This is a genomic window from Nocardia sp. NPDC057440, assembly GCF_042802915.1.
GTDB lineage: Bacteria > Actinomycetota > Actinomycetes > Mycobacteriales > Mycobacteriaceae > Nocardia.
The window spans coordinates 82,946-106,188 of record NZ_JBHVDF010000004.1; the positions used below are offsets into that span (position 1 = coordinate 82,946).

Annotated in this window: 20 protein-coding genes and 1 tRNA gene; 10 read left to right on the top strand and 11 right to left on the bottom strand. The window is 66.8% G+C overall.

What is annotated here, in order from left to right; translation table 11 throughout:
- Window positions 1–55 precede the first annotated feature (55 nt).
- The 3 genes from ACFU4Z_RS09400 to ACFU4Z_RS09410 all read left to right on the top strand — a co-directional run bounded on the left by ACFU4Z_RS09400 (window position 56) and on the right by ACFU4Z_RS09410 (window position 3,118).
- Complete coding sequence (locus ACFU4Z_RS09400; RefSeq protein ID WP_379061654.1) at window positions 56–2,209, top strand: ATP-dependent DNA helicase UvrD2; 2,154 nt, start codon at window positions 56–58, stop codon at window positions 2,207–2,209.
- Between the two features lie 113 nt (window positions 2,210–2,322).
- Window positions 2,323–2,655, top strand: a complete 333-nt coding sequence (locus ACFU4Z_RS09405; RefSeq protein ID WP_379060971.1) for a hypothetical protein — start codon at window positions 2,323–2,325, stop codon at window positions 2,653–2,655.
- Between the two features lie 139 nt (window positions 2,656–2,794).
- Entirely contained in the window at window positions 2,795–3,118 is a 324-nt protein-coding gene (locus tag ACFU4Z_RS09410) for a WhiB family transcriptional regulator (RefSeq protein ID WP_379060972.1), read from the top strand.
- Between the two features lie 251 nt (window positions 3,119–3,369).
- On the opposite strand, the gene ACFU4Z_RS09415 is transcribed toward ACFU4Z_RS09410, so the two are convergent.
- The 3 genes from ACFU4Z_RS09415 to ACFU4Z_RS09425 form a co-directional block, all read right to left on the bottom strand.
- The gene (locus ACFU4Z_RS09415) at window positions 3,370–4,713 is read right to left on the bottom strand and encodes an ABC1 kinase family protein (protein ID WP_379060973.1); all 1,344 of its coding nucleotides are present in this window, start codon (window positions 4,711–4,713) and stop codon (window positions 3,370–3,372) included.
- Between the two features lie 82 nt (window positions 4,714–4,795).
- Complete coding sequence (locus tag ACFU4Z_RS09420) at window positions 4,796–5,662, bottom strand: hypothetical protein (RefSeq protein ID WP_379060974.1); 867 nt, start codon at window positions 5,660–5,662, stop codon at window positions 4,796–4,798.
- An 87-nt stretch (window positions 5,663–5,749) separates the two neighbouring features.
- Window positions 5,750–7,165, bottom strand: coding sequence for a zinc-dependent metalloprotease (locus ACFU4Z_RS09425; RefSeq protein ID WP_379060975.1), 1,416 nt, complete (start codon window positions 7,163–7,165; stop codon window positions 5,750–5,752).
- Between the two features lie 127 nt (window positions 7,166–7,292).
- On the opposite strand from ACFU4Z_RS09425, the gene ACFU4Z_RS09430 reads away from it, so the two are divergent.
- The gene (locus tag ACFU4Z_RS09430) at window positions 7,293–8,318 is read left to right on the top strand and encodes a PDZ domain-containing protein (protein WP_379060977.1); all 1,026 of its coding nucleotides are present in this window, start codon (window positions 7,293–7,295) and stop codon (window positions 8,316–8,318) included.
- Window positions 8,319–8,433: 115 nt separating this feature from the next.
- Here ACFU4Z_RS09430 and ACFU4Z_RS09435 read toward each other — a convergent pair whose 3' ends face one another.
- On the bottom strand, window positions 8,434–9,015 hold the full coding sequence (locus ACFU4Z_RS09435) for a PPA1309 family protein (protein ID WP_379060979.1): 582 nt from the start codon (window positions 9,013–9,015) through the stop codon (window positions 8,434–8,436).
- 218 nt (window positions 9,016–9,233) lie between these two features.
- Here ACFU4Z_RS09435 and ACFU4Z_RS09440 point away from each other — a divergent pair, with 218 nt between their 5' ends.
- The gene (locus ACFU4Z_RS09440; RefSeq protein WP_379060980.1) at window positions 9,234–12,233 is read left to right on the top strand and encodes a UPF0182 family protein; all 3,000 of its coding nucleotides are present in this window, start codon (window positions 9,234–9,236) and stop codon (window positions 12,231–12,233) included.
- Window positions 12,234–12,384: 151 nt separating this feature from the next.
- Here the strand turns inward: ACFU4Z_RS09440 and ACFU4Z_RS09445 are convergent, their stop codons facing one another.
- Entirely contained in the window at window positions 12,385–12,930 is a 546-nt protein-coding gene (locus ACFU4Z_RS09445) for a transglycosylase family protein (RefSeq protein WP_379060981.1), read from the bottom strand.
- Between the two features lie 549 nt (window positions 12,931–13,479).
- On the opposite strand from ACFU4Z_RS09445, the gene ACFU4Z_RS09450 reads away from it, so the two are divergent.
- A tRNA-Met gene (locus ACFU4Z_RS09450) sits at window positions 13,480–13,553 on the top strand.
- Between the two features lie 235 nt (window positions 13,554–13,788).
- Here the strand turns inward: ACFU4Z_RS09450 and ACFU4Z_RS09455 are convergent.
- The gene (locus ACFU4Z_RS09455) at window positions 13,789–14,562 is read right to left on the bottom strand and encodes an ABC transporter permease (RefSeq protein WP_379060982.1); all 774 of its coding nucleotides are present in this window, start codon (window positions 14,560–14,562) and stop codon (window positions 13,789–13,791) included.
- A 532-nt stretch (window positions 14,563–15,094) separates the two neighbouring features.
- Here ACFU4Z_RS09455 and ACFU4Z_RS09460 point away from each other — a divergent pair.
- A complete protein-coding gene (locus tag ACFU4Z_RS09460; RefSeq protein ID WP_379060983.1) occupies window positions 15,095–15,613 on the top strand; it encodes a DUF2231 domain-containing protein in 519 nt (172 codons plus the stop codon).
- On the opposite strand, the gene ACFU4Z_RS09465 is transcribed toward ACFU4Z_RS09460, so the two are convergent.
- Window positions 15,553–16,221 (bottom strand): response regulator, encoded by a 669-nt coding sequence (locus ACFU4Z_RS09465; RefSeq protein ID WP_379060984.1) that lies wholly within the window; start codon window positions 16,219–16,221, stop codon window positions 15,553–15,555. The two genes, ACFU4Z_RS09460 and ACFU4Z_RS09465, sit on opposite strands and share 61 nt — an antisense overlap.
- Window positions 16,218–17,387: a sensor histidine kinase gene (locus ACFU4Z_RS09470; protein WP_379060985.1), complete on the bottom strand. Its 1,170-nt coding sequence runs from the start codon at window positions 17,385–17,387 to the stop codon at window positions 16,218–16,220. Before ACFU4Z_RS09470 ends, ACFU4Z_RS09465 begins: the two co-directional genes overlap by 4 nt.
- A 259-nt stretch (window positions 17,388–17,646) precedes the next feature.
- Between ACFU4Z_RS09470 and ACFU4Z_RS09475 the strand changes: the two genes are divergently transcribed.
- Entirely contained in the window at window positions 17,647–18,567 is a 921-nt protein-coding gene (locus tag ACFU4Z_RS09475; RefSeq protein WP_379060986.1) for a sterol desaturase family protein, read from the top strand.
- Here ACFU4Z_RS09475 and ACFU4Z_RS09480 read toward each other — a convergent pair.
- The gene (locus ACFU4Z_RS09480; protein WP_379060987.1) at window positions 18,551–19,807 is read right to left on the bottom strand and encodes a cytochrome P450; all 1,257 of its coding nucleotides are present in this window, start codon (window positions 19,805–19,807) and stop codon (window positions 18,551–18,553) included. The genes ACFU4Z_RS09475 and ACFU4Z_RS09480 overlap by 17 nt on opposite strands.
- Before the next feature lie 120 nt (window positions 19,808–19,927).
- Here ACFU4Z_RS09480 and ACFU4Z_RS09485 point away from each other — a divergent pair, with 120 nt between their 5' ends.
- Window positions 19,928–20,410 carry a winged helix-turn-helix transcriptional regulator gene (locus tag ACFU4Z_RS09485; RefSeq protein WP_379060988.1) on the top strand — a complete coding sequence of 161 codons (483 nt, stop codon included), beginning with the start codon at window positions 19,928–19,930 and terminating at the stop codon, window positions 20,408–20,410.
- Window positions 20,411–20,540: 130 nt separating this feature from the next.
- Here the strand turns inward: ACFU4Z_RS09485 and ACFU4Z_RS09490 are convergent, their stop codons facing one another.
- Entirely contained in the window at window positions 20,541–21,344 is an 804-nt protein-coding gene (locus tag ACFU4Z_RS09490) for a nuclear transport factor 2 family protein (RefSeq protein ID WP_379060989.1), read from the bottom strand.
- 113 nt (window positions 21,345–21,457) lie between these two features.
- Here ACFU4Z_RS09490 and ACFU4Z_RS09495 point away from each other — a divergent pair, with 113 nt between their 5' ends.
- Window positions 21,458–22,249, top strand: coding sequence for a 3-oxo-5-alpha-steroid 4-dehydrogenase (locus ACFU4Z_RS09495; protein WP_379061656.1), 792 nt, complete (start codon window positions 21,458–21,460; stop codon window positions 22,247–22,249).
- 16 nt (window positions 22,250–22,265) lie between these two features.
- Here the strand turns inward: ACFU4Z_RS09495 and ACFU4Z_RS09500 are convergent, their stop codons facing one another.
- Entirely contained in the window at window positions 22,266–23,237 is a 972-nt protein-coding gene (locus ACFU4Z_RS09500) for an SDR family NAD(P)-dependent oxidoreductase (protein WP_379060990.1), read from the bottom strand.
- Window positions 23,238–23,243 lie beyond the last annotated feature (6 nt).

The window sequence follows — 23,243 nt, forward strand, 5'->3', positions numbered from 1 at the left end:
GCTTGTCGGCCTCGCCTCGCCGTCGGCCGGCGCGGTCTTGTCGGTCGGCGCTGTCATGATGGAGCCCGTGCCAGCACTCGACCTCGCCGCCCTCGACCCGGAGCAGGCCGCCGCCGTGCGCGCGCCGCGAGGGCCGGTGTGCGTGCTCGCGGGCGCAGGCACCGGTAAGACCAGGACCATCACCCACCGGATCGCGCATCTGGTCTCGGCCGGGCACGTGAAGGCCGACCAGGTCCTCGCGGTGACGTTCACCGCGCGCGCAGCAGGGGAGATGCGCGGCCGACTGCGTGAACTCGGGCTCGGCGGCGACGCGAATCAGGTGCAGGCGCGCACCTTCCACGCCGCGGCGCTGCGCCAGCTGAAGTACTTCTGGCCGCAGGTCGTCGGCGAGGTGCCGTGGCAGCTGATCGATCGCAAGTTCCCGATCGTGGCGCAGGCCGCGACCAAGGCCGGGCTCTCCTCGGCCACCGACAGCGTGCGTGACCTGCTCAGCGAGATCGAATGGTCGAAGGCCTCGCTGATCGCGCCGGAGGACTATCCCGCGGCCGTAGTCAAGCATCGGCGCGAGCCGCCCTACGACCCGGCGCGGGTGGCCGAGGTCTACCTCGCCTACGAAGCGCTCAAGACCTCGCCGGACGGCTTGCTGCTCGACTTCGACGACCTGCTGCTGCACACCGCCGCCGCGCTGGAGGACTATCCGTCGGTGGCCGACGAATTCCGCGGCCGCTACCGGAGTTTCGTTGTCGATGAATACCAGGACGTCACCCCGTTGCAGCAGCGGGTGCTCGACGCCTGGCTCGGCGAACGTGACGACCTGACGGTGGTCGGCGACGCGAACCAGACGATCTACTCCTTCACCGGCGCCACTCCCGCCTACCTGCTCGACTTTTCCCGGCGCTTCCCTGAGGCGACGGTGATCCGGCTGGAACGCGACTACCGCTCGACCCCGCAGGTGGTGTCGCTGGCCAACCGAGTGATCGGCGCCGCGCGTGGCCGCATCGCAGGCACCCGGCTGCAGCTGATCGGTCAGCGACCCGACGGGCCCGAACCGGTGTTCGCCGAATACGACGACGCCCCCGCTGAGGCCGCGGCCGTGGCGCGGTTCATCAAGCGGCGGATCGCGGCGGGCATGCCCGCCGCGGAGATCGCGGTGCTGTATCGCATCAACGCGCAGTCGGAGGCCTACGAACAGGCGCTGACCGAACTCGGCATCCCGTATCAGTTGCGCGGCGGTGAGGGCTTCTTCGCGCGAGCAGAGGTCAGGCAGGCCGTGCAGGCGTTGCGCACGGCCGCGGCCCGCGACGATCTGCCCGACCAGGCGCGCAGTGGAAGCGCCCTGGTCACCCTGGTCAAGGCGGTGCTCGGCCCGCTCGGACTCACCACTGCCGAACCGGCGGGCGCGCAGGCACGGGAGCGCTGGTCGTCATTGGTCGCACTGGTGCGGCTGACGGAGGAACTCATCGGTCATGACGACCAGCTCGACCTGCCCGGTCTGCTGCACGAACTGCGTGCCCGCGCGGAGGCGCGGCACCCACCGACCGTCCAGGGCGTAACCCTGGCGTCGCTGCATGCGGCGAAGGGCCTGGAGTGGGACGCGGTATTCCTGGTCGGCCTCGCCGACGGCACGCTGCCGATCGCGCATGTGCTCGGCGACAACGGCTCGGTCGCCGACGAGGCGGCGCTGGAGGAAGAACGCCGCCTGCTGTATGTCGGCGTGACACGGGCCCGCGAATACCTGCAGCTGTCCTGGGCGCTGTCGCGCGGTGAGGGCAGTAGGCGCACCCGTCGGCGCTCCCGGTTCCTCAATGGCCTGGTCCCCGACGATTCTCCCGCGTCGCGGATCGCCGCGCCCGCCTCCGGCGCTACCTCGAACGGGATTCGCCCGTCCTGCCGAGTCTGTGCCAAACCGCTGATCGGCACCTACGCCACCATGCTCGGTCGCTGTCGGCGCTGCCCGGCGGAATTGGACGCCGAGCTACTGACTGCGCTGCAGGCGTGGCGGGAGGAGAAAGCGCTGGCACTCGAGGTCCGCGAGTTCGTGGTGTTCACCGACACCACACTCACCGCGATCGCCGAGCAACTGCCCGGCGACGACAACGCGCTGGCGGCGATCCCCGGGATCGGGTCGAAGAAGCTCGATCAGTACGGCGCGGACGTGCTCGCGATTGTGGCGTCCAGGCTGCGGTCAAGCCCACAAAACCGCAGGTAGAAAATAGGTTGTCGGTTTCGCCGACATTGCATATGGTGGGAATCACGCACCGGGAGGTCATCTCGGCGCGCACAGTTCAGCGACAGACAACGAGTAAGGAGGGAGGCAGACCAATGAACGACTACATGAACTTCGACGCGAACGACGTTGCGGTGAATACACCCGTCATGTCGGCCTCCCGGGGGATCCTCGCTTTGCAGGGGATCGGTCTGTCCGGCGTCGGTGTATTCGGGGAGCGGGCGCGGTTTACGCACATGCAGTCCCCCATTTGCACCCTCACGCAGGACAAGCCCAGCGCGGGTTGGCACCCGGCAGCCGCGAAAGCAGCCGTCGGCACCGACGCATTCGAAGCCGGCTATGCACCGGCGGACCTGCAGGCAGCACGCCTCCGCACCGCAAACCCAGCGACCGTGATCAGGAATCGACACAGATGTCGACCTAGGTAGGGAACACCCCGACCTCCTGGCCACGGATCGCCCGAAGCGAAACCGTGGCCAGTATTTTTTCCCGGCCCTTCAGCCGGACGGCACCGGTTTCGCAGAAGAAACGAAACGAACCGCTGCAAACGAGCTGAAGGAGAACGACGTGTTCACCGCAGAGAGCTGGCCGCAGGCCACCGCTGGCGTGACATGCCGAACCGTGGCACTGCCTACCCGCACTCGGGAGGTTACGAAGGTCCTGCCTTGTCGAGCCGGAGACCCCGATCTCTGGTTCGCCGAGAGCCCTGCCCAGTTGGAGCAGGCCAAGACGCTGTGCGAGTCCTGCCCGATCCGTAAGGGCTGCTTGGCCGCAGCCGTGGATCGGCGCGAGCCGTGGGGTGTCTGGGGCGGTGAGATCTTCGACCAGGGTGTCGTGATCGCCCGCAAGCGCCCGCGTGGACGTCCGCGCAAGGTCGCGATCTCGGCATGAGCGAGCGTAGCGAGCTCACATCGGCGCAGTGCCCCGGCGTCATGCCGGAGCCGAGCGTCAGCGAGGCGCAGGCATGATGCCGAGACTCGCGACCTCCCTCCCTCCGGTCGCTGAGGCCCCTCCGGTCGATTCACCCCGGATCGGGGCCCACGAACGAGAAAGCACAAGAGCCGCTCACCTCGAGATCAGGTGGGCGGCTCTTGTGCGTTCGACACCGGCCAGCGGTGAACGGCCCGTGCGTCTTTCGAAGGTCAGCTGGCCGTGCGCTCTTCCCGGAAGCCCGGCATCCAGGTCTTCACCAACTGCATGAACGGCAGTTCCGCGTCGAGCTGGGCCAGGATGCCGACCGAGCCGCCGAGGACACGGAAGATCATCACGTATTCGGCGGGCAGCTGCAGGGCGCGTGCGGTCTTCATCTCGGGACTCGTGAGATCGGACGCCTTGCCCGCCACCCGCTGCATCCACTTACGGGTGAAGTGGAATGAATCCGTCTGCACCGGGTCGGTGAAAGGCCGTAGGTAGTCGGCGATCTCCTTATCGGTGACGGTGCGACCGGGAATCACCCAGCCGTTGTCGTACATCAGTTCCGTCAGCTCGTCGAAGCGCTCCTCGACCTCCAGCGCCAGCATCCGGCCGAGCACCTCGGGGAAGCCGTCGGGCATGGGTGCGCAGGCGCCGAAGTCGATGACCGCCAGCTTGCCGTCGGGCAGCATCATGAAATTGCCGGGATGCGGGTCGGCGTGCAGCAGGCCGACGGTCTCGGGCGAGGAGAAGTGGAACTTGCCCATCAGGGTTGCGACGCGATTGCGCAGCACACGGGTGCCTTCTGGATCCTGCGCGCCCTGCGTGATGATCGCCGAGACGGGGATGCCGTCGAGCCATTCGGTGACGATCACCTTCGGTGCGCTGGCCACCACCTTGGGCACCACGATTTCCGGGTGCCCGTCGAACGCCTTCGCGAACGCCCGCTGATTGGTTGCCTCGTTGCGGTAGTCCAGTTCCTCTTCGGTCCGCGCGGTGATCTCCGCGAGCAGTGGTTTCACGTCGGCGCCAGGAATCACCGAGGCGAACAGGCCCGTCATCCGCGACAGTGTCTTGAGATCCGCGCGCAGGGCCTCGTCGGCGCCGGGATACTGCACCTTCACCGCGACGACTCGGCCATCGGACCAGACCGCCTTGTGCACCTGTCCGATGCTGGCCGACGCGGCCGGAGTGTCGTCGAAAGACTGGAACCGCTGCCGCCACTGGGTGCCGAGCTGCTGGTCGAGCACCCGGTGCACGGTGTCGGCCGGCATCGGGGGTGCGGCGGCCTGCAGCTTGGTCAGCGCCTCGCGATAGTGCTCGCCGAACTCCTCGGGAACCGCCGCCTCCATCACGCTCAGCGCCTGGCCGAACTTCATCGCGCCGCCCTTGAGCTCACCGAGCACGGTGAACAATTGTTCGGCGGCCTTCTGGTTCAACTGGGCGTTGATCTCGGACTTGTCGCCACCGGCCAGCTTCTTACCGAACCCTACTGCGGCCCGGCCTGCGATCCCCAGCGGAATCTTGGCTAACTTGGCATTGCGGGATGAGCGACGACGCACAATCTCAGACACGTACCCATCATGGCGGACAGACCCGTTACTGTGCCATGGCAATGTGATGTCTTTCCTTGGCAGAGTGTAAGAACCGCCACACTCATGCGGCCGGACCAGCGAAGATTCCGCGACAGCCGCACGCGGCGTGCGGCGGCCACTCACGTCGCTCGATCACATGCGAAGCGAGATCGAGCTCGACGGTGGAATTCAGAGTGGCCAGCTCGTGGCGGGGCGAACATCTGCGGATCGCCTCGAATTCGCCGAGCAGCAACGCCGTTGTCGCCGCGATACCGGCGGGCGAGGCGTGCCCGACCCGGCCGAGCAGCTGCGCGGCGAGCAACGGCCAATCCGGGTCGTACCGGCAGCGGATGAGGTCGGCACAGCGCAGGCAGCTGGTCATCCCGGGCAGCACCAGTGGCCCGATGACGCCCTTGTCGTCACGGATACGGACGTGCAGATGCGGAATCCGGTGCAGCACGAGGTCATTGGCGAGACGCGGATCTATCACCAGCGAGTCGGTGAGCACCACCAGGTCGGCCCGCCAGCCGGTGACCGTGGCGTCGGGACGGTAGTCGCGAGAGCGGCTCGGTCGCAGCCCGAGCAGGCGAAGTCCGGCCGATACCGCGTCCGCGAGCGGACCGAGCCCGTGCACGCGCACCGCGCGGACCGGTCCTCCTGTGTCGCCGGGGTGTACGAGCAGGCCCGCATTGTCGATCTCGGCCAGCAGTGCAAGCGCACGCTCCGGTGCGATGCCGTGTTCTCCGGCTCGCCAGATCAGCTGCGGTCTGGTCTGTAATCCGTCCAAGAGGCGCAGGAAGGCGAGCACGGTGTCGACGGTCAGCTCGGCCGGGTGCAGCAGCAGTGCGCCCTCCGGGTCCCAGCCGAGCTGGACCACACCGGAGGGGCGCACCAGGATCGTCACCCGGGGATGCAGCATCGGACCGTGTGGGCGGATCGTTGTTGTCATGGCCAGCAGTATGCGGACCAGCCAAGGTCGCAGATACCGTGAAACCTGGGGTTATCCACAGGGATTCGTGGTATCGACAGGGCAATTTCAGGACTTGTCGCTGTCCTTGCCGAGGTCGGGACCGTTGGCGCCGGGCTCGTCGGACGCGGCCTGCTTGCGCTCGGCCTCGTCGCGTTCGCGGGCCTCGGTCGCGGCCAGCTGGGCCATCGGATCATCGAAGGCGGTGGCGCCGCCGCCGATCACCGAGTCGATGAAGCCGGCAGGGGAGTCGAGATCGTCGGAATCCGGCAGCAGATCCGGGTGCGCCCAGATGCCGTCCCGTGCCTCCATACCCGCGTCGGTGGTCAAACGCCGCCACAGTGCCGCCGCCTCACGCAGCTTGCGCGGCCGCAACTCCAGGCCGACCAGGGTCGCGAAGGTCTGCTCGGCGGGGCCGCCGGTGGCGCGTCGCCTGCGCAGCGTCTCGGCGAGCGCACCCGCGCCGGGCAGGCGGTCGCCGACCGCCTCGGTGACGACGACCTCGACCCAACCTTCGATCAGTGCGAGCAGCGTCTCCAGCCGTTCGAGGGCCTGCTTCTGCTCCGGGGTGGTCTGCGGTTCGAAGGTGCCCTGCGACAGGAGCTCCTCGAGCTTCGAGGGATCGCTCAGCGTCATAGGGTCGATGCCCTGCGCCGCCTGCTCCAGCGCGGAGAAGTCCATCTTGATGCCGCGCGCATAGTCCTCGACCGCGCCGAGCACCTGCTGGCGCAGCCACGGGACATGGCCGAACAGTCGCTGATGGGCCGCCTCGCGGGCGGCGAGGAACACCAGAATCTCGCTCTCCGGCTGCTCCAGCCCGGCGCTGAACTCCGAGATGGCCGCGGGCAGCAGCGCCGCGGTGCCGGTCGGTCCCAGGGGGAGACCGATGTCGGTGGAGGTCAGCACCTCCTTCGCCAGCTGCCCGAGCGCCTGCCCGAGCTGTGATCCGAAGGCGAGGCCACCCATCTGGCCGAGCATGCCCACCATCGGACCCGCGAATTCCTTTGCCTCCTCGGGCAATTGCGAGGTCCACATGCCCGAGATCTGCTCGGCCACCGGATCGCACAGCCGCTTCCATGTCGGCAGCGTCTCCTCGATCCAGTCGTTGGCCGTCCATGCCGCGGTCTTGGCCGCACCGGCCGGCAAGGTGGTCGCGCCATCGAGCCAGACCTCGGCCAGGTGCGCAGCATCGCGCACGGCGCCGGTCGCACCCGAGGTCAACGGCGTCAGATCGGCTCCGAGTTGCTGGCGCGCCAGCCGCTTGGCGACGTCGTAGTTCACCGGACCGGCCGGTGCCGAACCCGGCTGACCCATGCCACTGAGCATCTGCCCGAGCGAGGTCAGCATCTGCCCGAGCTGCGACGGGTCGAAGCCGCCCGCTCCGAAGCCGAGCGGATTGTTCGCATCGGGACCGCCCGGCTCCTCGCCACGCTTGCGCGCGTCGTCGTCATCGCGATTCGAGAATCCGAAGGGGAGGTCGCTCATACTCCTTACGTTACGCGTGCGGCATAGGGGTCTTGTGTTCGCGCGGCGCGAAATCAGACGACACCCGGACGTGGTAAATGCACGCCTGCGCCGCCCATCGGTGCGGGCGATCACTACTGTGGTCGAGGTGAATCGACGGATCCTCACCCTCGTTGCCGCTTTGATCCCGGTGCTCGTGCTCGGTGTCGCGGGCAGCGTCTTCACTGTGCCGTTCGTCGCACTCGGACCAGGGCCGACGTTCAATACGCTCGGCGAGGTCGAGGGCAAACAGGTCGTCGATGTGCAGGGTGCGGTGCTCGACCCCACCACAGGCCACCTGAACATGACCACGGTTTCGGTGCGCGACGGGCTGAACGTCTTCGAGGCGTTCGGCTTCTGGGTCAGCGGCGAACACGGTCTCGTGCCGCGCGCCGAGGTGTATCCGCCCGGAGTGCCGCGTGAGGAAATCGACAAGTCCAACCAGCAGGACTTCAAGGACTCCGAGGGCAACGCCGAGGTGGCCGCGCTGCACTATATGAACCTGCCGACGGTGGTGCTGGTGCGCAAGGTCGGCGACGACGGCCCCGCCAAGGATGTGCTCGCCGCGGGCGATGAGCTGATCAGCATCAACGGCGCACCGGTCAGCACGCCGAAGGACGTGGTCGCCGCCGTGTCCTCGCAGCCGCCCGGCGCCCAGATCGCCGTGGTGTTCCGGCGCGGCAATGCCGAGCAGAGCGCGAACATCACCCTCGCCCCCCGTCCGGACGACGCGGCCAAGGGTTACCTCGGGCTGACACCGACCGAAGGCGCGCGTCCCCCGATGCAGGTCACCTTCAACCTCGCCGACATCGGCGGTCCCTCGGCAGGCCTGATGTTCAGCCTCGCGCTGATCGACAAGCTCTCACCCGGTGAACTCGACGGCGGCAAGTTCGTCGCGGGCACCGGCACCATCGACCAGGACGGCAAGGTCGGCCCGATCGGCGGCATCCAATACAAGATGATGGCCGCCCGTGACGCGGGCGCGGAAACCTTCCTCGTCCCGGCCGCCAACTGCAATGAGGCGAAGCAGCGCACCCCGGACGGCCTGCGCCTGGTGAAGGTCGAAAACCTCGACGGCGCCGTCGCGTCGCTCAACGACATCAACGCGGGCAAGCCGACAGTCTCCTGCAATTAGGTCGGTTGCTTCGCCTGCGCTCGCCCGGCGGTTCTGCGGTCGCGTCGTACTTGTTCGGCCCGGCGGTTCCGCGGCTGCGTCGCCTTGACGCAGCCGGCGGCACAGCCAGGTGCGGTTACTCGAACGTGTGGTGCAGGGCCTCGATGACGTTGGGCGCCAGATTCGGGTAGGTGCGCAGGTCCAGGTCGCCGAATTCTTCCGCTTCGTCCTCCGGTCGCACCTGCAGCAGCGCCAGCGATGTGCCCTCGCGCAGCACGGCCGCGAACAGCCGCGCCTCACGACGTTCCGGGTGCGCCTCGGCGGCGGCGCGGGCGGCGGCGTCGGCGGCGTCGTGATCGGCGAGCAGTGGCGCGAGCGCATCGTCGAGGGTGCTCTCGGCGTCCGGCGGGAGCACCACGATCTCCTGCACGAGCACACAGCCCTCCACGGCTTCGGGCCAGCTCGTGGTCGCGAGGAACTCGTCGAGTGCCATCGAGCCGCCGGTCACGTCGTCCGGAAAGGATTCCTGGGCAACGGGAGTCAGCTCGTTGCCGTCGTCGAGCTGATCGATGAGGCCGGGCTCGGCCGCGACCAGATCGGCGGTGCGCACCAGCGCGAACATCTGCGGCGGGTGCCCCCAGCCCTCGGCGTCCACGAATTCGGCCACCTCCCGGACGGAGCGGGCGAGGACGAGTTCGGCGTGCAGGTCAGCGGTCACGCAGACATCCAATCAAACGATCGGTCGATCGCGGATCGCCGGTCCGGGTTAGCGGCAGCCCTTCTGTTCTGCGCAATTGCGGCCCCGCCGTCTGAACGGTGTCCGATTCCGTAGAGTGGGCGCGGAAGAGGGTCCGCAAGGACCACCTGCAACATCGGACTGCGGCGCATCGGCCGAAATATCGGTGCGAGTGCCGCCGGACCTTGGAGAGTGGCATCGTGGGCATGCGGCCCCCCACCGGCTTACCTTCGTTGTCCCGACGCAGCCGAGTGCTGCTGGTGGCGGCCATTATTGTGGCGGCGCTGCTTTTGTTGGGACCACGACTGACCGACACGTACACGAACTGGTTGTGGTTCGGCGAGGTCGGCTTCCGGAGCGTCTACCTCACCGTCCTGCGCACCCGATTGCTGTTGTTCCTGGTGGTCGCGGTGTTCGTCGGCCTCGTCGTCTGGCTGGCGCTGCTGCTGGGCTATCGGACTCGTCCGGTGTTCATCCCGGTGGCGGGCCCGAACGACCCGATCGCGCGCTACCGCACCACCGTGATGAGCAGGCTGAAGCTGTTCGGCATCGGCATCCCGGTGCTGCTGGGTCTGCTGTCCGGCCTGGTCGCGCAGTCGAATTGGGTCACCGTGCAGTTGTTCCTCAACGGTGGCTCGTTCGGGCAGAAGGATCCGCAGTTCAACCTGGACGTCGGGTTCTACGCGTTTGATCTGCCCTTCTACCGCATGGTGCTGAACTGGTTGTTCGTCGCTGTCGTCATCGCGTTCTTCGCGAGCCTGGTGACGCACTACGTCTTCGGCGGGCTGCGTCTTTCCGGCCGGGAAGGCACGCTGACCCGTCCCGCACGCATCCAACTTGCCGTGCTCGCTGGGCTTTTCGTGCTACTCAAGGCGATCGCGTACTGGTTCGACCGCTACGAGCTGCTGTCGGGCAGTCGTAAGGAACCGACCTTCACCGGCGGTTCCTTCACCGACATCAATGCCGTCCTGCCCGCCAAGCTGATCCTGCTGTCCATCGCGGTGATCTGCGCGGTGGCCTTCTTCGCAGGCATCGTGCTGCGTGATCTTCGGGTGCCCGCGATGGCGGCGGCACTGCTCGTGCTGTCGTCGATCCTGGTCGGTGCGGTGTGGCCGCTGGTGGTCGAGCAGTTCTCGGTGCGTCCCAATGCGGCAACCAAGGAAAGCGAATACATCGAACGCAATATCGCCGCCACCCGGCAGGCGTTCGGTATCACCAGCGACAAGATCGAGTACCAGGACTACAAAGGCGAGAGCAAGAAGAACCCGGTCGAGGTCCCGGTCGACGCGGCGACCATCGGGAACGCCCGGCTGCTCGATCCGAATATCCTCTCGCCCACCTTCACACAGCTGCGTCAGCTGAAGAACTTCTACGGCTTCCCGGAGTCGCTGGATATCGACCGCTACAAGCTCGACGGCGAGCTGCAGGACTACATCGTCGCCGCCCGTGAGTTGGCGCCGGCCGCGCTCAGCGGCAACCAGACCGACTGGATCAACAAGCACACGGTCTACACCCACGGCAACGGCTTCGTCGCGGCCCCGGCGAATCGGGTCAACAAGCCGCAGTCCGAGGAGCCGAACGCGACCGGTGACAGCAGCGACAGCGGCTACCCGATCTTCATGGTCAGTGACCTGTTCACCCCGACCGACAAGCAGCTGATCAAGGTCGACCAGCCGCGCGTGTACTACGGCGAGCTGATCTCGCAGTCCAATCCGGACTACGCGATCGTCGGCGGCGTCGAAGGTCAGGCACCGCGTGAATATGATTCGGACGCCGCGCAGTACACCTACAGCGGTAAGGGCGGCGTACCGATCGGCAACTGGTTCAACCGGTTGGCGTTCTCCGCCAAGTACGCCGAGCGCAACATCCTGTTCTCCTCGGCCATCAGCGACGATTCCAAGATCATCTTCAACCGCAGTCCGCGCGACCGGGTGCAGAAGGTGGCGCCGTGGCTGACCACCGACGGCAACGCCTACCCCGCGGTGATCAACGGACGGATCCAGTGGATCGTCGACGCGTACACCACATTGGACAACTATCCGTACGCCCAGAAGACCTCGCTGGAGGGCGCGGTCGAGGACAGCATCGACCAGAAGACCGGCCGACTGCTGCCGCGCAAGGAAGTCAGCTACATCCGTAACTCGGTGAAGGCCACGGTCGACGCTTACGACGGCACCGTGACCCTGTACGAGGTGGATTCCGCTGATCCGGTGCTGAAGGCATGGCGCGGCGTGTTCCCGGATGCGGTCAAGTCGGAGAGCGACATCTCGCCGGAGCTGCGGGCACACTTCCGCTATCCGGAAGATCTGTTCAAGGTGCAGCGCGAGATGCTGACCAAGTATCACGTCGACGATCCGCGAGAGTTCTTCACCAACAACGCATTCTGGTCTGTGCCCAGTGACCCGACAGTCGAGGGTGGCAGCTTCAAGCAGCCGCCGTACTACGTGCTGCTCGGTGATGCGCAAACGAACAAGCCGGTGTTCAACCTGACGAGCGCCATGGTCGGTTACAACCGGCAGTTCTTGTCCGCCTATATCTCGGTTCGCTCCGATCCGGAACGGTATGGCAAGTTCACGATCCTGCGCTTGCCGACGGACACGCAGACCCAGGGGCCGCAGCAGACCCAGAATACGATGACCACCGCACCGAGGGTCTCGCAGGAAAAGACGCTGCTGTCGAACTCGAACAAGATCAGGTACGGCAATCTGCTGACGCTGCCCATCGCCGATGGCGGCATTCTGTATGTCGAGCCGTTCTACAACGAACGCAATACCGGGCCGAACACCTCTACCTTCCCGCAGCTATTGCGAGTTCTGGTGAGCTATCGCGATGCGGCAGGCAGTGTGAAGGTCGGCTATGCCTCGACGCTGGCCGAGGCGCTGAATCAGGTGCTGCCGGGAGCGGGTTCGCTGGCCACCCCATTCGGCGGCGACCCGGCATCGCGGCCGAAGCCAGGCACCACACCTCCGGTCGAAGGCGGCACAACGCCGCCGCAGACCGGCGGCACGACACCGTTGCCCGCGGGCGGCGTCACCCCGCCGCCCGGCTCGTCGGCTGCCAAGGACGCCGCGGCGGCGGAGCTGAACCGGAAGATCGAGAACGTGCGTAGTGCCATGCGCACCGGCAACTTCCAGGACTTCGGCAAGGCGCTCGAGGAGCTGGAGGCCGCGGTGAAGGCCTACCAGGACGCCGGTCGCTGACCGCATCCTGACACGACAACGGCCCTGCCACCCCGAACCGGGGTGCCAGGGCCGTTGGCTATTGGCGAGGACGAACCGGGTCACACGAGAACGGCCCCGTCGACGCTGACGGGGCCGTTCTTGCATCGGGTCCGAAAAACGGAACCGGAGATCAGCGGAACAGCGAGTTGATCAGGCCGCTGTTCTGCTCGAGTACTGCCTGGTACTGGTCTTGGACGCCGGCCTGCTTGGCGAGTTCGTTGCCCGCGCTCTTGGCCTGGTCGACGACGACCTTGGCGTCGTCGACGGTCGGGGCGTCGAGGGCAGGGGAGCCGGGCTCGACGGCGGGCTCGGGCGCGACATCTGCGGACTCGCCGTCGGTGAGGTAGGCACCGCAGGTGGGCCAGGCGCCGGCGCCTTGGGTGGCGAGCACGTTCTCCGCGACGCGGATCTGCTCGGCCTTGCTGGCGGTGTGCGCGGAGCCCTGGCCGCCGTTGGCCGCCCAGGTGCTCTGCGAGAACTGCAGGCCGCCGTAGTAGCCGTTGCCGGTGTTGATCCCCCAGTTGCCACCGCTCTCGCACTGTGCGACGCCGTCCCAGTTGTGGGCGGGCGCTGCCGACGCGGTGGCGGTGGAAAGACCGAACGGTACCGCAACGAGTGCACCGGTGACGGCCACGAAGCCGAGGGCGCGGGTGCTGAACTTCCGGTTCTGAGACATAGTATTTCCCCTCCCTGCGCCCGCCGACGCGGCGAAATTCCGCCGTGTCCCTGTCCCCAGGTGTCGGGGATCCTCGAACCGCGGGACAGGGTCACCGGTGTTCGGCGATTCGAGTTCGTGCCCATCACGTTTGATCCGGGCCGTGGGACCGACGGTAACGAAGAAATCTCAGCAGATCACGTCTTGATAACGCTTGAATTGTCTGAAGCGAATGACGTGTATATCCATGTTTGCGCTGGTCGTTAATGTCATTTGAATGGATACTTCATGATCATTTATAGCATCGTGATGTGTCTGAGATCACTACGAAATAGTGACCCGTGTCACGTTTGAATATCTCGACAAAAGGGTGTCGCGTGCGCGCATCCCCTCGGCGACGCCACGCCGAAACTGTGAATAGGCGTATCCGGATGGCCGTGCGCCGTGTCGCCCCGCGGCCGCTCACCCTGCTGTTCGGGCCCGTGTGGATACCGCTGGCCAGTGCAAACGCCCTGTTCGGAGGGCGATTTGCCATCTGAACGTAGACGTGTGTAATGTTGTGTTTACCGACGCGGGGTGGAGCAGCTCGGTAGCTCGCTGGGCTCATAACCCAGAGGTCGCAGGTTCAAATCCTGTCCCCGCTACAAAGGAAAGACCCGGAACACACTGTTCCGGGTCTTTTTCGTTGTTGCTCGAGCGTAGTCGGGAATTGTTCGAGAACGCCGCACGTACTGCGCTCGCATCGGCGAACGAGATCCCGTGCCGTCCGGGGGAACGGGGCCGACGCTGTCGGTGTCGGCGCAGACGGTCCCATCGAGCTCTCGAAATGAAACGAGCCGATGCGCTGCGCGCGGGGTTGATGTCAGACGATGAGTCCCATCACGGAGACGAGGTGCGGCCGACCTTCTGCCTGGCCGCTCGGCGGATCTTGGTCCGGGAGACGAGTTCGATCGTGATCGCGACGGCACACGATTGTGCGAGCAGCAGGGCGATCAGCACGAGGATCTGTACGGCTCCCGCCTGGATGGCGGAGCCGCTCGCGATCAGGACGCCGACGAAGGCGCCGGGCAGGGTGACGAGGCCGACGGTACGGGTTTGGTCCACGCCGGGGAGCAAAGCGTCCGCCGCGGTCGGCCGGGCCACCTCCAGCCGTGCGTCGCGTTCGCTCAATCCCAAACTCAGCGCGGCTTCGACCTCGCCCCACCGCTGCTCGATCGCATCGAGCGCTCGCCTGGCGGACAGCGAGGTCGCGGTCATCGTCCCACCGAGCACGATGCCGCCGATCGGAACCAACGCCACACCCTCGAACGGGACAACACCACTGACGAGCAACAACGGCAGCACACTGCCGAGCCCGCAGCCGATCGCAAGCGCCAACCACGCCGCCGACCGACCGGCGTTCGAGCGCCGTGCCGAAGTCACGACCGCCGCGCCGAACATCACCACTAGCACCACGATCGAGGACCACAACTGCGCGAGCGCCGCGGCGAGCACCAGCGCGACAACCGCCAACTGCGCCGCTCCCCGCAATGCCGCACGCGGCACGATCGCCGCATCGCCGAGCCCGGCGGCCAGATAGACCGCCACCGCGCCCGCGACCATGATCGTGCATACCGCGGCCAACCCGGGACTCGGCGTGATCACCCCGTTCATGTCACATTCACACGCCCATTGTTTGTCACAAGAGGTGGGCGCGGACGGAGCTGGCCGAACCGGCCCTGGTCTTCACCAGCGAGGTGGCCCTTGTCGACCGGAACTCGCGCACCCGGGAAGGGTCCGCCCGCCGGCCAGACCACGACGTCGGAGATCTCGTCCGGCTCGGCCAGTTCATCGGTCTTCAGCAGGCCCCAGCACATCCGCCCGCGACGTAGCTGCGCACCGCTGCGGTCGAGAATCGCATCGTTGGTCTCCCTTCCGCTGTGGTCAGCGTGACGCGGCGACTGCTGGTTGCGCGAGTAAGCGGCTACCCGAGGTTCCGTCTGTTCCTCTGACGATCGCGAGTGGTGCCGCATGACCCTCGGCCGAGGCTGTGGACACCCGGCGCGCACGCCAGGCGGTTCATGCGGCGCCCGGCGGACCGTCGCCCCGGACACGTCGATGAACCGGGCACCGCCGGAAAACGTGAGGTGAGAGAGATACTTGGGCCGATACCGCCGCGGCGGTCGAGAACCGAGGAGATGCCCTCATGTCGACGATCAACGGATTGCCCGCCCACGTGCTGTTGGTTCATGTGATCGTGGTGTTCGTGCCGTTGACCTCGGCATTGTTGATGCTGTCCGGGCTGTGGCCCGCGGCACGCCGCCGATTGATCTGGCTGGTCACCGCCCTCGCGGCGGTGACGGTCGCGCTGACTCCGCTCACCACCGACGCCGGTGCGTCACTGCGGGATCGGCTCGGTTCGCCACCCGCGATCGAAACCCACGCCGACCTCGGCCGGACGATGATCTACTTCGTCGTCCCGCTGCTGCTGGTCGCGGCGCTGCTCCTCGTCGTCCATCTGCGCGAGGAACGCGACAAGCCGCCGACCCGGGCACTCACCGCTCTCCTCGCGGTGCTGGCGGTCGGCTGTGGCATCGCGGCCTGCACGCAGGCGTATCGAGTAGGCGACTCCGGCACCCGCGCCGTGTGGGGAGCCCAGATCGATCAGAACTGCGGCGGTCCGGCGGGCACCAGCCCGTGCTTGTGGGCGAACACGACCGCGTGAATCCGGTCGCGGACACCGAGTTTGGCGAGAATGCGGGAGACATGGGTCTTCACGGTCTCCTCGCCGACGCCGAGCAACGAGGCGATCTCGGCATTGCTGCGCGCGTCGGCGAGCAGTAGCAGCACTTCGTGCTCCCGTGCGGTGAGCTGCTGCACCTGCGGCGGAGTGCGCGGCGGCGCGAGGCTGCCCGCGAACCGCGTCGCCAAGCGGCGGGTCATCGACGGATCGATCAGAGCGTCGCCGCGAGCCGCGATCCGGATCGCGGCGACGAGTTCTTCCGGCGGAAGGCTTTTCAGCAGAAAGCCGCTCGCGCCTGCTCTCAGGGCGCGGTAGAGGTTGGCATCGCTGTCATAGGTGGTGAGCACGAGGACACGGGTGCCGCCCGCGGCGACGATGACCTCGGTGGCGGCGAGCCCGTCCAGCTTCGGCATTCGCACATCGAGGATCGCGACATCCGGTCGCAGCCTGGATATTTCGGCGATCGCGGCCCGACCCTCGCTCACCTCGGCGACACAGTCGAGATCCGCCTGGCTGTCGACGACGGCGCGCAGGCCGGAGCGGAACATGCTGTGGTCGTCGGCGATCAACACTCGAATCGGTGCGTTCACGATCCTCCGATCGGGACCGAAACCGCACTGTACCAACGAGTTCTATTCGACTGCGGACCGTAGCGGAGCTCACCGCCGAAGAGTTCGGCGCGTCGTCGGATGCCGCCGATGCCGCGCGGCACCGAGGCGTTGTCGATCGCCGTGCCCGCCATGATCGGATTCGTCGTTTCGATCATGATCAGGTTCGGCCGGTATTCCACATCAAGCCACGCGTTCTCGCCATCGCCGTGGCGTAGTGCGTTGGTCAGCATTTCCTGCACGATGCGATAGAGGGTGATGTTCAGCGAATCCGGCAGTGGCACGGCGGATCCGCGCACGGTGACTTCGACCGTCATCCCGGCCGACCGCACGTGCTCGATCAGGCCGTCGATATCGGCAAGCCCGGGTTGGCGCTGGCCGTCGTCATCGCGGCCGTGCAGCAGATCCAGTTGCCTGCGCAGGTCGACCATCGCGGCTCTGCTACTTGTTTCTACCGCCGTCAACGACTGCGTGGCCGGACCATTTCCGGAGTCGGCGAGGGCGATTCGCGCGGCGCCCGCGTGGATGCCGATGGCACTGACATGGTGGGAAATCACGTCATGCAGATCGCGCGCGATGGCGGCGCGTTCATCGGCGACCGCGCGCTCGAGCGCGACCTGCTGTTCCTGCTTGCGCAGCTGCGCTTGCTGCTCGAGCTCCGCGATATACGCGCCGCGTGCCGCGGTGTATCGGCCGACCAACCACGGCACCACACCCACCGACACCGTCGTCGCGAGTAGCAGCCGCCAGTCGTGTGAGGCGGTGCTGCCGACAAGCAGGTGCGCGCCCGCGAAACCGGAGCACAGCGTGAGGACTGTCGAAACGGATGTCGGGCCCGCCATCCACGCGCCCGCGCGATAGCCGGCGACCAGGAATCCGACATCGGCGAATCGTGCCGCGAAGCCGTGCCGATGCAGCAGCAGCGCCTCCAGCAGCCGTAGGGCAACCTGGCTGACCGCGACGATGCCCGCGGTACGCGGCGGCGCGGCCAGCGCGAGATCGGCGGCTGCGACACCGACCGCCACTGCGGTCGCCTGCCACGGCGCAACGGCGAAGACACCGCACAGGGCTAGGACCACGGTGTCGATCACCGCGGCGACCACCGCGACCACCAGTGACTGGCGGGCCAACGATCTGCTGACGTCCACCGGCCGCCACCTCCCACATCATCCGGCAGTACCGGCCGGCCCGATCCAGCGAACTCACCGATACCGGCCGAGTCGTTCGCGGGCGATCCTACCCAGCCGCCGGCGCACCGCACCGGAGCTGCTGTGGGTCAACTCTGCCCTCGGACGGTACGCCGCGCGTCCCCCGCGCGGGGGACGGTGCGTCCCTCGGCGGCGCGATGTCTGTCATGGCCGCGGCCCGTAGCGTGGCCGTGACCGGCGGGAAAGTGAAGGAGATCTCATGGGCCGTGTGGACTTGTTGGGCTATGCGTTACCGGCATTCGTGCTGCTGATGGTGGTCGAGTGGATCTCGTATCGCCGCGATCCCGACCGATCCGACAACACCAGCGCAGGGCGGGACACCGCTGCCAACTTGGCGACTTTCACCCTCGGCAGGCTCGTCAAGCCGTTCATGCACTACCTGCTGCCGTTCTCCGCGGTGCTGGTCGCCGCCGCGGTGACTCCGCTGCACCTGTCGCCGAAGAGCTGGTGGGTGTGGGCGCTCGGGCTGGTGGTCACCGATTTCTGCTACTACTGGGCGCATCGCGCCGACCATCGGGTGCGGCTGCTGTGGACCGCGCACAGCGTTCACCACTCCAGCGAGTACTTCAATCTCTCCACCGCGCTCCGGCTGCCATGGCTGCATCCGGTGGCCACCATGGTGCGCGGACTGGCGTGGGTGCCCGCGGCCTTGATCGGTCTGCCGCCGTGGATGATCTTCCTGCTGCAGACCATCGGATTGCTCTACCAGTTCCCGATCCACACCCAGCGGGTCGGCACGCTGGGGCGGCCGATCGAGTTCCTGTTCAATACGCCCGCGCATCACCGCATCCACCACGGCTCGAACCAGCCTTATATCGATAAGAACTATGGCGGCATCTTCATTATTTGGGACCGGATGTTCGGCAGCTTCGCCGCCGAATCCGAACCGATCCGTTACGGCCTGACGAAGAACATCGCCACGCACAACCCGCTGCGGGTCAATTTCCACGAGCTGGCGGGATTGATCGGCGACGTTCGCAATGCCGAAACCTGGAGGGGCCGAATCGGTTATGTGTTCGGCCCGCCGGGATGGACCGAAAAGGCGACCGACTCCGAGCCGGAACCCCTCGCGGTGCGGCCCGAGGCCGTCAGGGTCGCCGACCCTACTGCCGTGGCGTGATCTCGGCGAAATCGAGCGGTATCGCCGCCGGACCGCGCAGGTTGACGTGTGCGCGGTACGGCGGCGGATCGATGGCGCAGCGGGGGGATCGGACCCGCTGCGCGAACGTGGTCACTGCGACGCGTCCTTCGAGCCTGGCCAGCGCAGCGCCGAGGCAGAAGTGCGCACCGAGCCCGAAGGCGAGATGGCGGTTGTCGCGAGTGGGGGCGAAACGGTCGGGGTCGGTGAATACCGCGGGATCACGCTGCGCGGCGGCGATCAGCATCAGGACCAGGTCGCCACGGTCGATGTCCATGTCGCCGATCCGCATATCCGCGGCCGCGATGCGCGGAATCATTTGTACCGGAGGGTCATACCGCAATGTTTCCTCGATGACACCGGCGGCCTGCTCCGGATCGGCGCGCAGTGCCGCGAGGTGTTCGGGGTGGCGCAACAGGGCGAGGATCGCGTTGGAGATGAGGTTGACCGTGGTCTCGTGGCCTGCGATGAGCAGCAGCGCGCATGTGGAGATGAGCTCGTCGTGGCCGAGTGTGTCGCCCGCGTCCTCGGCGGCGATCAACTCCGACAGCAGGTCCGGGCCTGGATTGCCGCGCCTGCGCCGGGTCAGGTCCTCGAAGTAGGCGTTCAGTTCCGTTCCCGCAGCCTGTAATTCACCGGGGTCGGCTTGATGCTCGGCGGCGGTGCGGGAGGTCGGGTCCAGGGTGCGGGCCAGCAGTGACGACCATTGCCGCAGTTGTGGCTCGTCGGCGAGTGGCACGCCGAGCAGTTCGCAGATGACGGTGACCGGCAGCGGATAGGCGAGATCGGCGACGACATCGAAGGTACCTGTCTCGGCGACCCGATCGAGGGTGTCGTCCACGATCGCGCTGATCCGTGGTTCCAGCTGCGCGACAACCCGTGGTGTGAAGGCCTTCGACACCAGTCGGCGCAGCCGGGTGTGGTCGGGCGGATCGAGGAACAGGAACGACGGCTTGGCCTGGCGGACAGCATCTTTCGTGGCCGAGGTCGCCATCGGCAGCGTCTCCAGCTGCACTCGGGTCAGCGAGCGGTCGACGCTCGCGTGCGGGTGGCGCAGCACTGCCGTGCAGTCCGCGTGGCTCGACACGATCACGACTGGCGCGGCCCCGATCCGGAACGGGCCGCCCGCCCGTACCTGGGCGTATATCGGGTAGGGGTTCGGCCGCACCGCCGGGTCGAGCAGCTGTCGATAGATGGCGGTGCTGTCGGTTCGTTCGCTCATCGTCATGGCTGTGCACCAATCCGGCTCGGGAGCCGCCGCGGGTCTGTCATCTTGGTGGTATTAATATCCTACCGATAGTAGGATTGCAATACTAGAAGGAGGGGATGGGAGTATGACCCGGTGAAGATTCGGCCCCCCGCGAACGATTCGATCCAGCGCGTCGTCGAGCTACTCGGCGATCGCTGGACGATCCTCGTGATCAGGGAGGCGTTCTTCGGGGTGCACCGTTTCAGCGAGTTCGCCCGCAATATCGGCATCACCAACCGCAATCTGCTGACCAATCGGCTGCGTCTGCTGGTCGACGCCGAGATCTTCGAGCGCACCGACGAAGGCGGTGGCCGGATCGACTATCGCCTCACCGCACGCGGGCGTGATCTGTATCCGATGATGATGGCGATGATGGCCTGGGGCGATCGGCATCTCGCTGACCCTGGCGGCCCGCCACTGACGCTCGAGCATCGCTCGTGCGGGCATCCGGCCGCGCCTGTCCTGGTGTGCGAGCACTGTCATGAGCCGATCGACCCGCGCGATATCGATGCACGTCCGGGACCGGGCTTCGAGCCGCCGGGGGAGTCGCGCGGTACGGATGAGCGGGCGTCCTGATCGAACCGGCGAACGGTCCGATTGATGAGGTCTTCGGTCTGATCGGTCGGGTGCTCGGTCCGATTGAACCAGCCGATCGGGCGAGTGTTCGACTCGATCGGTCGGGGGCTCGCTCGGATTCGGCGGGTGCTCAGGCGTCGGTGAATACTCGGATCGCGCTGATTCGCGTTGTTCCGGAGGTGAAGTCGATGAACGCGACGCCGTGCACCGCGCCGAGTTCGATGCTGACGGTGACGGTGCGACCGGCGGCGATCATCTTGTCCCACTTCAGGTTTCGTGCCCGATTGGTGAATTCCTCCACCGAGACCCGCGTGCCGGCGGGAAGCTCGATGGCACAGTCGTAGTCGAGCAGGGCGCGGACGCGGCTGATGTCCGTCGCCGCCGCGGCCGTGCAGAACCGGGTCGCAACGCGTTTGCCCGCGCGGCCGACCCCGAGGAGTCCTTGCATCATCCCGATGGCGCCGCCGATGCCCTGATTGACGATCAACTGCGGGCCGAGTTTCAGTGCGGCGCCCAAGCCCGGCAACCCGGTGCGCAGCAGTTGCGCGATCATCGCGGCCAATTCCCAGTGCGCGGCCAGGCGGGCGATTTTCCAGACGCCGTCTTCTTCGGCGAGGTCGTAGCGCAGGTGCATCGGGACCGCGACGGTGGCGCCGGTCGACATCGTGGTCTCGATCAGTAGGTCTCGGACCACGGTCGGCCCGCCGACGAGATCGCGTTCGACCCGGAAGGTGATGGTGTTCGGGCCGATGAAGGTGTCGTAGAAGCGCTCGATCGCGGCGCGGCCGATGTGCGGCCGCGAGCCGACCGGATCATTGACGGCGGCGTCGGTGCTGAACAGCCCCACCCAGGCCGCGCGGTCGTGGGCGGCGACGGCGCGCGGCGAGGCGGCTACGGCGGCGAGCAGATCGGCGGCCGTCGGATCCAGCGGCATGACAGTTCCTCCGTTGTCGCGGGTCGTGACTCGAACCCATGGTAGAACATGTTCTAATTTTGGCGCTGGACGTGAGCGGAAGTATCCGGCGCAACGCTCGACAAAGGATCTCGATGGACTGGTACACCGGGAACACCGCCTACGATACGGTGCTGACGATCGCCTTCGGGTTCGCGGCATTCGTGCTGGTCGGTGGGCTGTTCGCGCAGAGTCCGTACGGCCGCTTCGCTACTGCGAAGGTCGGTTTCAATTTCAACCCGAAGCTCGGCTGGTGGTTGATGGAAATACCGGCGACGGTGGTGTTCGCGGTGTTCTATCTGACCGGCCCGAACCGATTCGAGCCGACGTCGCTGGTACTCGCGCTGATCTGGCTGGTGCACTACGGAAATCGCGGCTGGTTCTTCCCGCTGTCCATTCGGCAGGTGCCGGGCAAGCGCAGCAGCTTCAACGTCTCTGTGCTCGGCATGGGCATGTTCGTGACAGCGCTGCACGGTTATCTGAACGGCGCATTCTTCAGTCACGACTACAAGCATCAGTACGACACCGGCTGGCTGACCGATCCGCGCTTTCTCGTCGGCGTCGTGGTCTATCTCTGCGGGTTCACCCTGCTGGTCCGCTCCGAGGCGATCGTGCGCGACCTGCGCGACAAGAACGACCCCGGCGCGGCGGAATACCGGATCCCCTACGGCTTCGGCTTCCGATTCGTCACCAGTCCCGCCTACCTCGGCGAACTGCTCGCCTGGGCCGGCTTCGCCCTGCTGACCTGGTCGCTGGCCGGTGTGGTGATCTTCTTGATCACCGCGGGCAACCTGGTGCCGCGCGCCTTCGCGACCCAGAGGTGGTACCGCGAGAAGTTCCCCGACTATCCGGCCGACCGGAAGGCATTGATTCCGTTCGTGATCTGAGGCTGCGGGGCCTCGCTCAACCGATACCGATGCGGGCCGCCTCCCGGCAGTCGAGCCAGAGCCGCCACAACTCGCCGTTGGTGTAGTGGGTGCGGCGTAGGTAGTGCTCGGGTCGCGGGCGGCGGTCGTGCCAGAACCGGCCGGACGGTGGGGTCGGTGTGGCCGCGGCCAGCCAGACGGCGGTGTCCGCGCCTTCGGCCGGAGTGCGCAGCAACGGACCGATCAGGCGATGGAATCGGGGCAGCGCGGTGGCGACGCCGGGTGTGTCGACCCAGCCCGGGTGCATGCTGTAGAACGAAATACCTTGGGGGCCATAGTATTCAGCGAGGACCGAGGTGAAGGCCACCTGCATGCGTTTGGTGCGGGCGTAGGCGGTCGCGCCGCGGTAGCGGCCCTTGCGGTACTCGGGATCGTCGACGGCCAGCGGCTGGGTATACATGCCGCCGGAGGACATGAAGATCACCCGCGGGTCGCCGGCTGCGTTCAGCAGGGCGGCCAGTCGGTCGGTGAGCAACAGCGGGCCGAGCACGTGGGTCGCCAGAGTCAGCTCGTGCCCGTCGGCTGTCTCGGTGCGTTCGGGCGGCAGCACGCCTGCGTTGTGGATCAGTATGTCGAGTTTCGGCAGTCGCGCGCGGAGGCCTTCGGCGCATTCCGTCACGTTGGCCAGGTCTGCGATATCGCATTCCGTGACGGTCAGATCGGCGTCGGGGTGTGTCGTGAGGATGTCGCGACGGGCGCGCTCGCCGCGTCTCCGATCGCGCACGACAAGGATCACCGATGCGTCGAGTCCGGCCAGTGCCTCGGCGATCGCCTTGCCGATGCCCGAATTCGCGCCGGTCACCATGGCTGTGGCGCCGCGCAGTGCGCCGGGTTCCGGATCGGCGGGCCGGCTGCGGCGGCGCAGGACAACGCCGAGGCGGGTGTATCCGGGAACGATCGTCCGGTCGAGCAGAGTGTCGAGCTTCGGGGCTCCGGATGGATCGGTCATGTCGCC